Genomic DNA, 13,109 nt, shown 5'->3' with positions numbered 1-13,109 from the left:
ATGGCGATCGGCGCCGATGTTCCAAGAGGCGTTGGCATAGCGGCGCGAGGCGCCATGCATCCCAAGGTGATGAGACCATTTCCACTTTTTGGTCTAGCCTAAGGTCTAGACCAAGGTCGTCTGCGCCAGCAGGGTGAAGGAGCGAAGCGACGGAGTTACACAGAGATAGATCTCGACGATGAATCTCCAACACATTCGGGGTCAGAGTCGAATCGACCTCTTCGGGATCAGACCGCCGCCAGGCACGCCACCCCGCCTCCCACTACAAATAGTTAAACAACGAAATGCTATTCAACTTAGCAAACGTCATCTGCGTAGCCTGCAACGAAGACTGCCGCTGATAGAACTCCGCAATCGCGCTATACGGATCCAGGTCTTCAATGGAAGACAGATAAGACTCCTCCTGCAGCTTCCGATCCCCACCACCCGAGTCCAGCGCATCGATCTCGCTCTGCCTTGAGCCCACCGACGACAGCACGGTCAGCACGTTGTCGTGCGCGTTCGTCACCTTCACATTGGCTGTGGCCAGCGCGTTCTGCAGCTTCGCCTGCGCAGCCGCACCGCCGCCGCTCAGCGGCGTGCGCAGCGCACTCACCAGTTCGCCAATCGCAGCAAACACATCAGTGCCAGCGTTCTTCGCAGTAGACACGTCGAAGCTGTCGCCAGCCGCCGGCGTGCCGGTAATCTTGATCTGCACGCCGCCGAAGTTGATGGGCGTGTCCGCCGCGATCGGGCCGGTGGCTGCCACCACTGGCGGGGTGTCCTTGGTCGTCACCGTGTAGTCGGTGGCGGTGAAGGTGATGGTGAAGTCCTTGCCGTAGTTCGCCGCGGTGGCGTCGGTCACGCTGACAGAGCCGAACACGCCGGTGCCGGTGTTGCCTGCGGCGCCCGACGCCACATAGCCCGCGCCGCCCTGCACCGACTGGAAGACGCTGCGGCCGTCGTCCGATGTGGACATCTGGCGCGCCACGTCGACCTGCATCAGCCGCTGGCCCTGGTCGCCCACGTACTGCACGCCGCCGCTGGCCGTGGCCACGAAGGGCGGGGAGCCGCTCTTGAAGCCCGCGAACAGGTACTGGCCGTTGCCGTCGTCGGAGTTGGCGATGCCCACCAGCTGGTCGTAGCTGCTCTGGATGGTGGTGGCGAGCGAGGCGCGGTCGGCGTCCGACAGCGTGCCGTTGCCGGCCTGCACGGTGAGGGCCTTGATGTTCTGCAGGATCGAGGTCACCGAGTTGAGCGCGTTCTCTTCGGTGGAGAGCGAGCGCGACGCGCGCTGGCGGCTGGTGGCGTACTGCGAGATTTCCGACAGCGTCTGGCTGACGCCAAGCGCGCGTGCCGCGCCCACCGGGTCGTCGCCGGCCGTGAGGAACTTCGAGTTGGTAGCCAGCTGCTGCTGGACCCTGAACAGTTTCTGCTGCTGCTGGCCCATGGCCAGTACGTTCTGTTCGTAGAAGGATTGGGTGCTGATGCGCATCGCTTTGCCTTGTTGGATCTGCTGGACGTTGGGCAGGCTCAGCTGCCGATGCCGAGGATGGTGTCGAAGATGGTCGAGGCGGTCTGGATCACCTTCGCATTGGCCTGGTACATCTGCTGGAACATCAGCAGGTTGGCGGTTTCTTCGTCCTGGTTCACACCGGAGATGGCCTGCTGGCTGGCCTTGATCTGGCTGGTAACGCTGTCTTGCGTGGTGCCCGCCACCTTCACGGCCATGGCGCGGTTGCCGACCTCGCTCACGATCTGCGAGTAGGCGCCGTTGAAGGTGGCCGTGCCGCCGGCCATGGTGGTCTTGCGCTGCAGCGCGCCCAGCAGCAGCGCGTTGCTGCCGTCGGACACGCCCGAGGTGTTCTTGCCGATGGTGAAGGTGTCGCCCTGTGCGGGCGCGCCGGTCATGGCAACGGTGACGCCGTCGAAGCTCATCTTCGCGCCGGCGGTGTAGGGCACGGGCGTGCCGGCCGCGTAGCTGGTGCTGGTGCCATCGGCCAGCGTGACGGTCACGGCCGAGGTGGCCGGAAAGCCCGTGAGGTTGCCTGTGGTGGCGTCGTAGCTCAGCGTGACGGCGCCGCCCAGCGGCGTTGCGGGGTAGCTCGCATCCACCGTGGCTGCGCCCAGCGCGCCGGTGCCCTTGTTGCCGGCGGTGTTGCCGGTGACGATGGGCGATGCGGCGGCCACCTTGGCGGGGTCGAGCGTCAACACGTCGAGGTCGCGCGCACCGGTGCGCGTGGGCTGCACCAGGAACGAGTCGCCAGCCTGCGCGGTGCCGCTGGCGGCGGTGAGGCTCACGCCGTCGAACGTAATCGGGAAGGTGGTGAAGCTGCCCATCGACTGCTTGTCCGACAGGCGGGTGACCGAGTAGGTCAGCGTGCCGGCCACGTCGGTAACGCTCACGTTGTAGTCGCTGGTCGTGAGTTGCGACGCGTTCGAGAGCGTGCCGGTGAGCTCGAGGTTGCCCGTGTTCTTGGCGTTGGAGAGCACGCCCGGCACGGCCTGCGTGAAGAAGTCCTGGCCCAGCGCACCGTTCAGGTCCACGCCCAGCTTGTGCTGCGCGTTCACCTGGTCGGCCACGGACATGGCGAGCCGGCCGATGGCGTTCTGCGTGGGAATGAGCGTGTCGCGGCGAAAGCTCATGAGCCCGCCCAACACACCACCGGTGATGACGCCATCGGACAGCTCGGTCGTGTTGCCTGCAAAGCCCTGCAGAGCCACGGCCTTGCGCGACGGGTCGGCGGCGGAGTTCACCGCGGCCATGGTGGAGGCGTAGTCGCCCGTCACCAAAGACTGGCCGGTGGCGATGAACACGTTGTACTTGCCGTTGTCCTGCTGCAGCACCTTCACGTCGACCACCTGGCTCAGGTCGCTCACGAGCTGGTCGCGCTGGTCGAGCAGGTCGTTGGGCGGCTGGCCACCGGCCATGGCGCTGATCTGGCTGATCTGCTGGTTGAGGCTGGCGATCTTGCTGGCGTAGGTGTTGATCTGGTCCACGCTGCCGACGATCTGCTCGTTGACGGAGGAGTTCAGGTCCGACAGGTACTGGTCGGTCGCGCGGAACTTGCTGGCCAGCGCCTGCGCCGAGCTGATCATCTGCTGGCGCGCGGCCGGGTCGGCCGGTGTGTTGGCCACGCCCTGCACGCTGGTGAAAAAGCTCTGCATCAGCGGCGCGATGCCCGATGTCTTGTCGGCAAGCAGGGTGTCGATGCGGTTGATCTGCGTGCTGTTGGTGGCAAGCGCGGCCGAGGCCGACTGCGCAATGGAAAGCTGCGCCGTCAGGTAGCGGTCGTAGCTGCGCGAGACGGTCGTGACGTTGGCGCCCGAGCCGATGAAGCCCGAGCCGGTGCCGGTGGCGCCGCCGGTCGCGATCTCGGCCACCTGGCGGCTGTAGCCGGCGGTGTACACGTTGGCTGTGTTGTGGGCCGTGGTCATCAGCGCGGTGCGTGCAACGCCGAGGCCGCTCAGACCCGTGTAGAACAAACTTCCGGACATATGGCTTTACCTGTCGATGAGGTGTGTGAAATGGGGTGGCATCGCCTGGATGCCTCTGGGTCTATATCGGCAGCGCCGGCCGAAAGTTGAGGGTCGATCGGGTCAGAACTCGGTCCAGTCGCCCTTGGCGTCGTTGGCCATGGCGAGTTGGGGGGCTGCTGCGGGTCCGCGGCGGGTAGGCAAGGCCTTGGCGGGGCGCTTCGGTGCAGGCTTGGCGGGCTTCGGAATCGGCGTGATGCGCGTAAAGCCGGGGCGCGTGTTCGCGACTGCGTTGGCGTCGAGCTTGAAGACGCTGACTGCGTGCACGAGGCTGCCGGCTTGCTCTTGCAGCGACTGGGCGGCTGCTGAGGCTTCTTCGACGAGAGCGGCGTTCTGCTGCGTGACCTGGTCCATCTGCGTGATGGCCTGGTTGATCTGTTCGATGCCTGACGTTTGTTCCTGGCTAGCAGCGGTGATCTCGCCCATGATGTCCGTCACGCGCTTCACGCTGCCGACGATCTCTTCCATCGTACGGCCAGCCTCTGCGACCTGCTTGCTGCCCTCTTCGACCTTCTCGACCGAGTCGCCGATCAGCGTCTTGATTTCTTTGGCTGCTGCGGCCGAGCGTTGTGCGAGGCTGCGGACTTCCGATGCCACCACGGCAAAGCCACGGCCTTGTTCACCAGCACGTGCGGCTTCGACTGCCGCGTTCAGCGCGAGGATGTTTGTCTGGAAGGCGATGCCGTCGATCACACCGATGATGTCGACGATCTTCTTGGACGACGCATTGATCGAACCCATCGTGTCGACCACCTGGGAGACAACGCTGCCGCCCTTCACGGCCACTTCCGAAGCAGAGACTGCCAGTTGGTTCGCCTGACGCGCGTTGTCCGCGTTCTGCTTCACCGTCGAGGTCAGCTCTTCCATCGAAGCAGCCGTCTGCTCCAGCGAGCTCGCCTGCTCTTCGGTGCGCGAAGACAGATCCTGGTTCCCCGAAGCAATCTGCCCCGAAGCCGTCGCAATCGTCTCCGTGCCCGTGCGCACCTCACCAACCACCTTCGCCAGGCTCGCGTTCATCTCGCGCAGCGCATGCATCAGCTGCCCCGTCTCATCGCGGCTTTCCACCTCGATGTGCGTGCTCAGGTCACCGGCAGCCACCGTCTCGGCCACCACCACCGCATGCCCCAGCGGGCGCACGATGCCCAGCGTCAGGCGCCATGCAAACAATGCACCCAGCACCAGCGCGATGCCCGACAGCACCATCAGCGTGGTCTCGCCGGTCGAATGGGCGACCTCGATGCCTTGCGCCAGTGCGTCGATGCGGTCGCGCTGGTATGCCGCGAGCTTGGCCACGGCTTCCTCGTAGACGGTCAGCGCGGCCGCAAACTGGGTGTCGGCCATCTCCATGGCCTCTTCGTTCTTGCCCTCGGCCTTGAGCTTGTTGATCTTCCCGATGATCACCAGCACCTGCGCGCGCGGATCGGCCACGCCGGCATACAGCTTCTTTTCTTCCGGGGAGGTCAACAGCTCTTCGAGCTTCTTCTGCACCGGGTTGATCAGCGCCGACTTGTCGGCCCGCGCCTTCTCGAAGTACGCGACCACCTTGGGGTCGTTCGCCTTGGCCATCGCGAACGAGTTCGCAATGGCCGGCCCGAGCAGGTTGGACCACTGGTTGGCCAGTCGCTCCTTGACCAGCGCGTTCTGCATCACGTCTTCCGTGGCCTTGCCCACGCTCGCAAGGCGCATCACGCCGGTGGCGGCGATGACCAGCATCAGGAGCAGCACGACCGCGAAGCCGAGGCCCAGTCGGGTGCCGATTTTCAGGTTCTTCAGATTCATTTGGTTTGCTCCTTCGGACTCAGAATTCCGTCCAGTCGCCCTTCGCATCCCCAGCCATGGAAAGCTGTGGGGCGGCGGAGGATTCGCGGCGGGTGGGCAAGGCCTTGGCGGGACGCTTCGGCGTGGGTTTGGCGGGTTTCGGAATCGGCGTGATGCGGGTGAAGCCGGTGCGCTCGGCCGTGGCGCCCGCGCCGAGCTTGAAGATGCTGACGGACTGCACGAGGCTGCCGGCCTGCTCTTGCAGCGACTGGGCTGCTGCTGAAGCCTCTTCGACGAGTGCGGCGTTCTGTTGCGTGACCTGGTCCATCTGCGTGATGGCCTGGTTGATCTGCTCGATGCCGGAGGTTTGCTCCTGGCTCGCTGCTGTGATCTCGCCCATGATGTCCGTCACGCGGCGGACACTGCCGACGATTTCGTCCATCGTGCGGCCAGCCTCTGCAACCTGCTTGCTGCCCTCTTCGACCTTTTCGACCGAGTCGCCGATCAGGGTCTTGATTTCCTTGGCTGCAGCAGCGGAGCGTTGTGCGAGGCTGCGCACTTCCGAGGCCACCACTGCAAAGCCACGGCCCTGCTCGCCTGCACGGGCCGCTTCGACCGCTGCGTTCAAGGCGAGGATGTTGGTCTGGAACGCAATGCCGTCGATCACGCCGATGATGTCGACGATCTTTTTCGACGACGCATTGATCGAACCCATCGTGTCGACCACCTGCGACACGACGCTGCCGCCCTTCACCGCAACTTCCGAGGCAGACACAGCCAGCTGGTTCGCCTGCCGTGCGTTATCCGCGTTCTGCTTCACCGTCGAAGTCAGCTCTTCCATTGAAGCCGCCGTCTGCTCCAGCGAACTGGCCTGCTCTTCGGTACGCGAAGACAGATCCTGATTCCCCGAAGCAATCTGGCTCGAAGCCGTGGCAATGGTGTCGGTCCCCGTGCGCACTTCACTGACGATCTTCACGAGGCTGTCGTTCATGCCCTTCAGGGCCTCGAGCAGTTGCCCGGTTTCGTCCGTCGTCCGCGCCTCGATTCGGCTGGTCAGGTCGCCCGCGGCCACCGACTGCGCCACCTTCACGGCTTCGGCCAGTGGCCGCGCGACGATGCGTGCAATCCACAGCGCCAGCCCCAGGCCGAGCGCCATGCTGCCCAGCAGCAGGCCAAACACCCAGAGCCTGGCTCGCCCGTGCACCGCATCGGCCGTCTGGCCCGCGCGAAGGGCGCCCGCCAGGTTCACCTGCGTCAGCTTGTCCAGCGTCTCGTTCATTTCACGGCTCAGCTGCTGCGACTTGCCGCGGATCATGTTGCTCGCCTGGTCGGTGTCCTGCGTTTGCGAAATGGCGACGATCTTGTTGTGCTCGAGCGCGTACTGCGCCAGCAGCTTCTCGAACACCGGGTAGATCTCGCGCTCTTCGGGCTCCGAGATGAGCGCCGCGTATTCGGTGCGCTTTTTCTGCAGCACCGCCCACGAGGCGTCCATCGCCTTCTCGTATTCGGCCATCTCGGTGAACGAGCCCGACAGGGCGTGCGCCAGCTCCTGGGCGCGGTAGCCCGCCACCAGGGTCTTCAGCTCCAGCAGCGAGCGCGTGGCCGGCAGCCAGTTGGTCGAGAGGTCCGTGGACATCTGATGGACCTTGCCGAGCTGCACTACAGAAATCACGCCGAGGCAGGCCGTCAGCACAAGGACGGCGATGAACGACACAAGCAGCTTGGTCGCAATCTTGAGGTTGTAGAAAGACTTGATCATTTTTCAGGCCGTAAAGGCCAATACCGTGTGTTGCCGGCCTTCGCCGAGCTTGAAGATGCTGACGGCCTGCACGAGGCTGCCGGCCTGTTCCTGCAGCGACTGGGCTGCGGCCGAGGCTTCCTCGACCAGCGCCGCGTTCTGCTGCGTGACCTCGTCCATCTGCGTGATGGCCTGGTTGATCTGTTCGATGCCTGATGTCTGCTCGTGGCTCGCAGCGCTGATCTCTCCGATGATGTCGGTCACCCGCTTCACGCTGCCTACGATCTCTTCCATGGTTCTTCCGGCCTCGCCCACAAGGGCAGTGCCTGCGCCGACCTTGCCGACGGAGTCGTCGATCAGGCCCTTGATTTCCTTGGCCGCGGCAGCGGAGCGCTGCGCGAGGTTGCGCACTTCGGCGGCCACCACGGCGAAGCCCCTGCCCTGCTCGCCCGCACGCGCGGCTTCCACCGCGGCGTTGAGCGCCAGGATGTTGGTCTGGAAGGCGATGCCATCGATCACGCCGGTGATGTCCACGATCTTCTTCGACGAGGCATGGATCGAGGCCATGGTGTCCACCACCTGGCTGACCACATCGCCGCCCTTGAGCGCCACCTCGGAGGCCGACAGCGCCAGTTGGTTGGCCTGCCGCGCGTTGTCTGCGTTCTGCTTGACGGTGCTGGTGAGCTCCTCCATCGACGCAGCGGTCTGCTGCAGCGAGCTCGCCTGTTCCTCGGTGCGCGTCGAAAGGTTCTGGTTGCCGGCCGAGATCTGGCCCGAGGCGGTGGCGATGGCATCGGTGCCCTCGCGCACGCCGCCCACCACGCCGGCCAGGTTTTCTCGCATGCTCTCCACGGCGCGGGTGATCACGCCCATCTCGTCGCGGCGGTCCGAGGCCAGTTGCTTCGACAGGTCACCTTGGCCCAGCGCCTGCACATGCTCGCTCAGCAAGCCCAGTGGCCGCACGGTGCGGCGGATGAAGACGATCAACGCCGCCCCCAATACCAGAGCCGCCAGCGCAATGCAGGCGCCGATCCAGGCCATCTGGTGATAGAGCCCGGCGAGCACCTCCGAAGCGGGAAGCTCGGCTACCACCAGCCAGCCAGTCGCTTCGCTCCTGGCCACCGAGGCATAGCGCCGCTGCCCGTTCGCTGACGCAAGCACCGCCCGCGCGTCGTCGATCCACATCGCATCCGGAGCCGAGATCCGCGACAGCCAGGCGGCCGATTCGTCGCCCGGCAGAAGCTCGCTCAGCTTCTTGCCGGCCGCCACCGGATGAAAGACCAGCGTCGCCGCATCAGCGCCGCCGCTGGGGTTGACGATGTAGAGCCCACCGGTCTCGAAGATTCGCGTCTTGCCCACGGCTTCGCCGAAGGAAGCCTGCTGCCGGGAGATGTCCAGCCCGATGTAGAGCACCGCGACGACGCGGCCGGCCGCATCGCGCACCGGCTCATAGACCGTCATGTACGGGCGCCCGAACAGCATGACGCGGCCCACGAAGCGCTTGCCCTCGCGCAGCACCGGATAGGCTCCGCTCTTGCGGTCCAGCAGCGTGCCGACGGCCCGCTCGCCGCTCTCCTTCTTCACCGAGGTGGTGACGCGGCGGAAATCTTCGCCCTGCGCCACGAACACCGTGGCGTTGGCGCCGGGGAAATCGCGCGCGAAGGCATCCACCTCCGCGATGCGCGCGGCGTCGATGGGCGTGCCGTCGCTGGTCAATGTTCCTTGCGCCGCCCCGTCGAGAACGAGGCTGGACGCAAACTGGCGCCGGAAGACGCCGAAAGCGTTCTCCGCCGTGAGGCGCATGGTCTGGTCGAAGATGTCCAGCGAGCGGGCGATGGCCTCTGCCTTGGCGTTGGCGTACTGCGCGGCGCTGCGCTGCTGCTGCGAGGAAGCCAGCGCGTAGAAGACTGCCAGCACCAGCGTTACCACCAGGAGCATGCCCGCGACGGTGCCGAGGGTCATGGTGCGAGCCAGGGAGACGAAGGCGGGATCACGCCTCGCGGGGTTCGCAGTTTTCATAACTACAGAGGACCTATGGCTCAGAACTCGCGCCAGTCGCCGGCACCGGCCACCGCGAGCTGCGGCGTCGCTGGCAACGATGGCTTGATGCGCGCAGCCGGCTGCGTCCTGGCCTGCGCGCGGGGCGCAGCCTGCTGGCCTTCGCCGAGCTTGAAGATGCTGACGGCCTGCACGAGGGCGCCGGCTTGCTCTTGCAGTGATTGAGCTGCGGCCGAAGCCTCTTCGACCAGTGCGGCGTTCTGCTGCGTGACCTGGTCCATCTGCGTGATGGCCTGGTTGATCTGCTCGATGCCGGAGGTTTGCTCCTGGCTCGCTGCTGTGATCTCGCCCATGATGTCCGTCACGCGGCGGACACTGCCGACGATTTCGTCCATCGTGCGGCCAGCCTCTGCAACCTGCTTGCTGCCCTCTTCGACCTTTTCGACCGAGTCGCCGATCAGGGTCTTGATTTCCTTGGCGGCTGCGGCAGAGCGTTGTGCGAGGCTGCGGACTTCCGAAGCCACCACTGCGAAGCCACGGCCTTGTTCGCCGGCGCGTGCCGCTTCCACCGCCGCGTTCAGCGCGAGGATGTTGGTCTGGAAGGCAATGCCATCGATCACGCCGATGATGTCGACGATCTTCTTGGACGATGCATTGATCGAGCCCATCGTGTCGACCACTTGGGAGACAACACTGCCGCCCTTCACTGCAACTTCCGAAGCAGAAACAGCCAACTGGTTTGCCTGCCGCGCGTTATCCGCGTTCTGCTTCACCGTCGAGGTCAGCTCTTCCATCGAAGCCGCCGTCTGCTCCAGCGAGCTGGCCTGCTCTTCCGTGCGCGAAGACAGATCCTGATTCCCCGAAGCAATCTGCCCCGAAGCCGTCGCGATCGTCTCTGTGCCCGTGCGCACCTCGCCGACAACCTTTGCCAGGTTGGCATTCATGTTCTTCAGCGCCTGCATGAGCTGCCCCGCCTCATCGCGGCTTTCCACCTCGATGTGCGCGCTCAAATCGCCCGAGGCCACCGTCTCGGCCACCTGCACGGCCTGCGCCAGCGGGCGCACGATGCTGCGCGAGATGAAGAACGCGAAGATGCCGCCGCTGACCACCGTCAGCACCGTCAGTAGCAATTGCAGGTTGAAGCTGCGCGTGTTCGCCGCGTCGATGGCCTGGCTCATGTCGTCGATGGCCTTGCGTTCCATCGACAGCAGTTCGAATACGCGGGTTTCATAGGCCTTGGCGGCCGGCTGGAACAATTCCTTGAAGGCGCGCTCGGTGTCCACCGCATTGCCGCTGGCCTTGGCCTTGCTCACTTCGTCCTTGGCGGCCTGGTACTTCGCGCGCAGTTCGACGATGGACTTGTACGTCGCCTTTTCCTCGTCCGTCACCAGCAGCTTCTCGATCTTCGCCATGGTCTCGCTGCCCTTCTTCACGCTGTCGGAGATCACGTCGGCAAAAACGACCGGTAGGGCCTCGTCGGTCGTGCGGGCGATCATCGAGGTGCGGGCGATGGCCGAGTAGATGAGCACATACCAGTCGGAGATGAGCCGCTCCTTCGCGAGCGGGCTCTGCATCATGACCCGGGTGGCTTCCGCGTTGCTGCGCGCGGAGACCAGCGCGATGGCGGTCGAGATGATGGTCAGGCCCAGGACGATGGCGAAGGCCATGGCCAGCCGGTTGCCGATGCGGAGGTTGGAGAGGAATTTCATGGTGCAGGCGTTGAAATGTGAGGTTGTGGAACCGAACCAGGCCGTGCGGCCATGGCGCAAGGGTCAGGTGGTTGCGGCAGCTTCGACGAGGCCCATTTCTTCACTGGACATCAGCCGGTCGATGTCCACCAGGATCAGCATCCGCTCTTCCAGCGTGCCCAGCCCGATCAGGTAGTCGGCGTCCAGCACCGAGCCCATCTCCGGCGCAGGCTTGATCTGGTCGCCTGTGAGCGTGATCACGTCCGACACGCTGTCCACCACCATGCCCACCACGCGCCCTGCGATGTTCAGCACGATCACCACCGTGAACTGGTCGTACGTCGGGTCGCCCAGCTTGAACTTGATGCGCATGTCGATGATCGGAACGATGATCCCGCGCAGGTTCACCACGCCCTTGATGTATTCCGGTGCATTGGCGATGCGCGTCACCGCGTCGTAGCCGCGCAGCTCCTGCACCTTCTGGATGTCTATGCCGTATTCCTCTTCGCCGAGCTTGAAGGTCACGACCTCAAGACGGTTCACGCCGGCGGACGCAGGCGAAGCCGAGGTGGCTTGTTGCAGTGGATCTCTTGCCTTGTTCAGACTCATTGCTCTCTTCCTTCGATAACAGGGAACGGGTTCATCCTGTTATCGGCATCGGATCGCTGAACTTGAGTCCTTTTTTCTCAAAATTCGGTCCAATCGCCCTTGGCATTACCGGCCATGGCGAGTTGTGGCGCTGCTGCAGGTTCGCGTCGGGTAGGCAAGGCCTTGGCCGGGCGCTTCGGTGCGGGCTTGGCTGGCTTGGGGATCGGCGTGATGCGCGTGAAGCTGGGGCGCACGGTAGCCACGGCGTTGGCGTCGAGCTTGAAGACGCTCACAGCGCGCACGAGGCTGCTGGCCTGCTCCTGCAGCGATTGGGCGGCGGCCGAAGCCTCTTCGACCAGTGCAGCGTTCTGTTGCGTGACCTGGTCCATCTGCGTGATGGCCTGGTTGATCTGTTCGATGCCTGACGTTTGTTCCTGGCTCGCGGCGGTGATCTCACCCATGATGTCCGTCACGCGCTTCACGCTGCCTACGATCTCGTCCATCGTGCGGCCGGCCTCTTCCACCTGCTTGCTGCCTTCTTCGACCTTCTCGACCGAGTCGCCAATCAGGGTCTTGATTTCCTTGGCTGCAGCAGCCGAGCGCTGTGCAAGGCTGCGCACTTCGGATGCGACGACTGCAAAGCCACGGCCTTGTTCACCGGCGCGTGCCGCTTCCACCGCCGCGTTCAGCGCGAGGATGTTTGTCTGGAAGGCAATGCCGTCGATCACGCCGATGATGTCGACGATCTTCTTGGACGATGCATTGATCGAACCCATCGTGTCGACTACCTGGGAGACAACACTGCCGCCCTTCACCGCAACCTCGGAGGCAGACACAGCCAGCTGGTTCGCCTGCCGCGCGTTATCTGCATTCTGTTTGACGGTGCTGGTCAGTTCCTCCATCGAAGCAGCCGTCTGCTCCAGCGAACTCGCCTGCTCTTCGGTACGTGAAGACAGATCCTGATTCCCTGAGGCAATCTGGTTCGAAGCCGTCGCAATCGTGTCCGTGCCCGTGCGCACTTCGCCCACGATCTTCACCAGGCTCTCGTTCATCTCCTTGAGCGCGAGCATCAGCCGGCCGGTCTCGTCCTTCGACTGCACCTCGATGCGCGAGCTGATGTCGCCCGCCGCCACCTTCTCGGCCACTTGCACGGCTTCGCCGATCGGCCGGGTGATCGAACGCGTGATGAGCCATGCAATGGCGGCACCGAGCAGAACCGCAAGGCTGCCCAGCGCCAGCATCAGGTTGCGCGACCATGCGTAGCCCGCGCCGGCTTCCTCGTTGGCCTTCAGCGACAGCTTGTTTTCGTGCACGCCCAAGGCGTCGAGCTCTGCCAGCAGCGCCCGCGCGGCCGGCTGGAACTTCGAGATGAAAACTGCCGTCGCTTCCTCGTTCTTGTTCTGCAATGCGAATTCGGAGAGCTGGGCGCTCAGCGGCACGAGCACGGCCACTTTCTCGTCCACGCTCGCGAGCAGAGCCTTGCCCGCTGGCGTGATCATCATCTTGACCAGCACGGCACGGCTTTCGGTGAAGCGGTCACGCGCGGCGGCGACCTTCTTCGACTCTTCGCGCATGGCAGCGTCTTCGGACAGCAGGATCAGATTGCCGTCGAGGATGGCGATGTCGCGGACCGCGTCCAGCATCTTGTTGATCGAGGCCACCTTGACGTTGTTGCCGTTGACGATGCCGTTCAGCCGCGACTGGATGTCGGACATCGCAGTGAGGCCAAGGCCGGCGATGCCGGCCAGCAGCAGGAGCACGGTGGCAAAGCCCGCGCCAAGACGCGTGCCGATCTTGAGATTGATGAATGAGTTCATGGGGTG

General features: G+C 64.5%; 8 protein-coding genes. All 8 read right to left on the bottom strand.

The genetic code is table 11. The features are described 5' to 3' along the window. Positions 1–262: 262 nt before the first annotated feature. The 8 genes from flgL to ACSFBF_RS12230 all read right to left on the bottom strand — a co-directional run bounded on the left by flgL (position 263) and on the right by ACSFBF_RS12230 (position 13,103). Entirely contained in the window at positions 263–1,474 is a 1,212-nt protein-coding gene (flgL, locus tag ACSFBF_RS12265; RefSeq protein ID WP_435467214.1) for a flagellar hook-associated protein FlgL, read from the bottom strand. A 38-nt stretch (positions 1,475–1,512) separates the two neighbouring features. Then, a complete protein-coding gene (flgK, locus tag ACSFBF_RS12260) occupies positions 1,513–3,477 on the bottom strand; it encodes a flagellar hook-associated protein FlgK (protein ID WP_435467212.1) in 1,965 nt (654 codons plus the stop codon). 102 nt (positions 3,478–3,579) lie between these two features. After that, the gene (locus tag ACSFBF_RS12255) at positions 3,580–5,295 is read right to left on the bottom strand and encodes a methyl-accepting chemotaxis protein (RefSeq protein ID WP_435467210.1); all 1,716 of its coding nucleotides are present in this window, start codon (positions 5,293–5,295) and stop codon (positions 3,580–3,582) included. Positions 5,296–5,314: 19 nt separating this feature from the next. Beyond that, the gene (locus tag ACSFBF_RS12250) at positions 5,315–7,030 is read right to left on the bottom strand and encodes a methyl-accepting chemotaxis protein (protein ID WP_435467425.1); all 1,716 of its coding nucleotides are present in this window, start codon (positions 7,028–7,030) and stop codon (positions 5,315–5,317) included. Between the two features lie 6 nt (positions 7,031–7,036). Continuing rightward, complete coding sequence (locus ACSFBF_RS12245) at positions 7,037–8,974, bottom strand: methyl-accepting chemotaxis protein (RefSeq protein ID WP_435467208.1); 1,938 nt, start codon at positions 8,972–8,974, stop codon at positions 7,037–7,039. A 77-nt stretch (positions 8,975–9,051) separates the two neighbouring features. Next, positions 9,052–10,719: a methyl-accepting chemotaxis protein gene (locus ACSFBF_RS12240; protein ID WP_435467206.1), complete on the bottom strand. Its 1,668-nt coding sequence runs from the start codon at positions 10,717–10,719 to the stop codon at positions 9,052–9,054. A gap of 63 nt (positions 10,720–10,782) precedes the next feature. Continuing rightward, positions 10,783–11,307: a chemotaxis protein CheW gene (locus ACSFBF_RS12235; RefSeq protein ID WP_435467204.1), complete on the bottom strand. Its 525-nt coding sequence runs from the start codon at positions 11,305–11,307 to the stop codon at positions 10,783–10,785. Positions 11,308–11,384: 77 nt separating this feature from the next. Next, positions 11,385–13,103 (bottom strand): methyl-accepting chemotaxis protein, encoded by a 1,719-nt coding sequence (locus ACSFBF_RS12230; RefSeq protein ID WP_435467202.1) that lies wholly within the window; start codon positions 13,101–13,103, stop codon positions 11,385–11,387. Between the last annotated feature and the right edge of the window lie 6 nt (positions 13,104–13,109).

It is taken from the genome of Variovorax nivicola (assembly GCF_051216475.1).
In the GTDB taxonomy this organism is placed as follows: Bacteria; Pseudomonadota; Gammaproteobacteria; order Burkholderiales; family Burkholderiaceae_C; genus Variovorax.
This window is presented reverse-complemented; position numbering and strand designations above follow the sequence as displayed.

Coding starts and splice junctions, on each gene's coding strand:
- flgL (WP_435467214.1), bottom strand. CDS start 1,474: ATGCGCATCAGCACCCAATCCTTCTACGAACAGAACGTACTGGCCATG.
- flgK (WP_435467212.1), bottom strand. CDS start 3,477: ATGTCCGGAAGTTTGTTCTACACGGGTCTGAGCGGCCTCGGCGTTGCA.
- ACSFBF_RS12255 (WP_435467210.1), bottom strand. CDS start 5,295: ATGAATCTGAAGAACCTGAAAATCGGCACCCGACTGGGCCTCGGCTTC.
- ACSFBF_RS12245 (WP_435467208.1), bottom strand. CDS start 8,974: ATGACCCTCGGCACCGTCGCGGGCATGCTCCTGGTGGTAACGCTGGTG.
- ACSFBF_RS12240 (WP_435467206.1), bottom strand. CDS start 10,719: ATGAAATTCCTCTCCAACCTCCGCATCGGCAACCGGCTGGCCATGGCC.
- ACSFBF_RS12235 (WP_435467204.1), bottom strand. CDS start 11,307: ATGAGTCTGAACAAGGCAAGAGATCCACTGCAACAAGCCACCTCGGCT.
- ACSFBF_RS12230 (WP_435467202.1), bottom strand. CDS start 13,103: ATGAACTCATTCATCAATCTCAAGATCGGCACGCGTCTTGGCGCGGGC.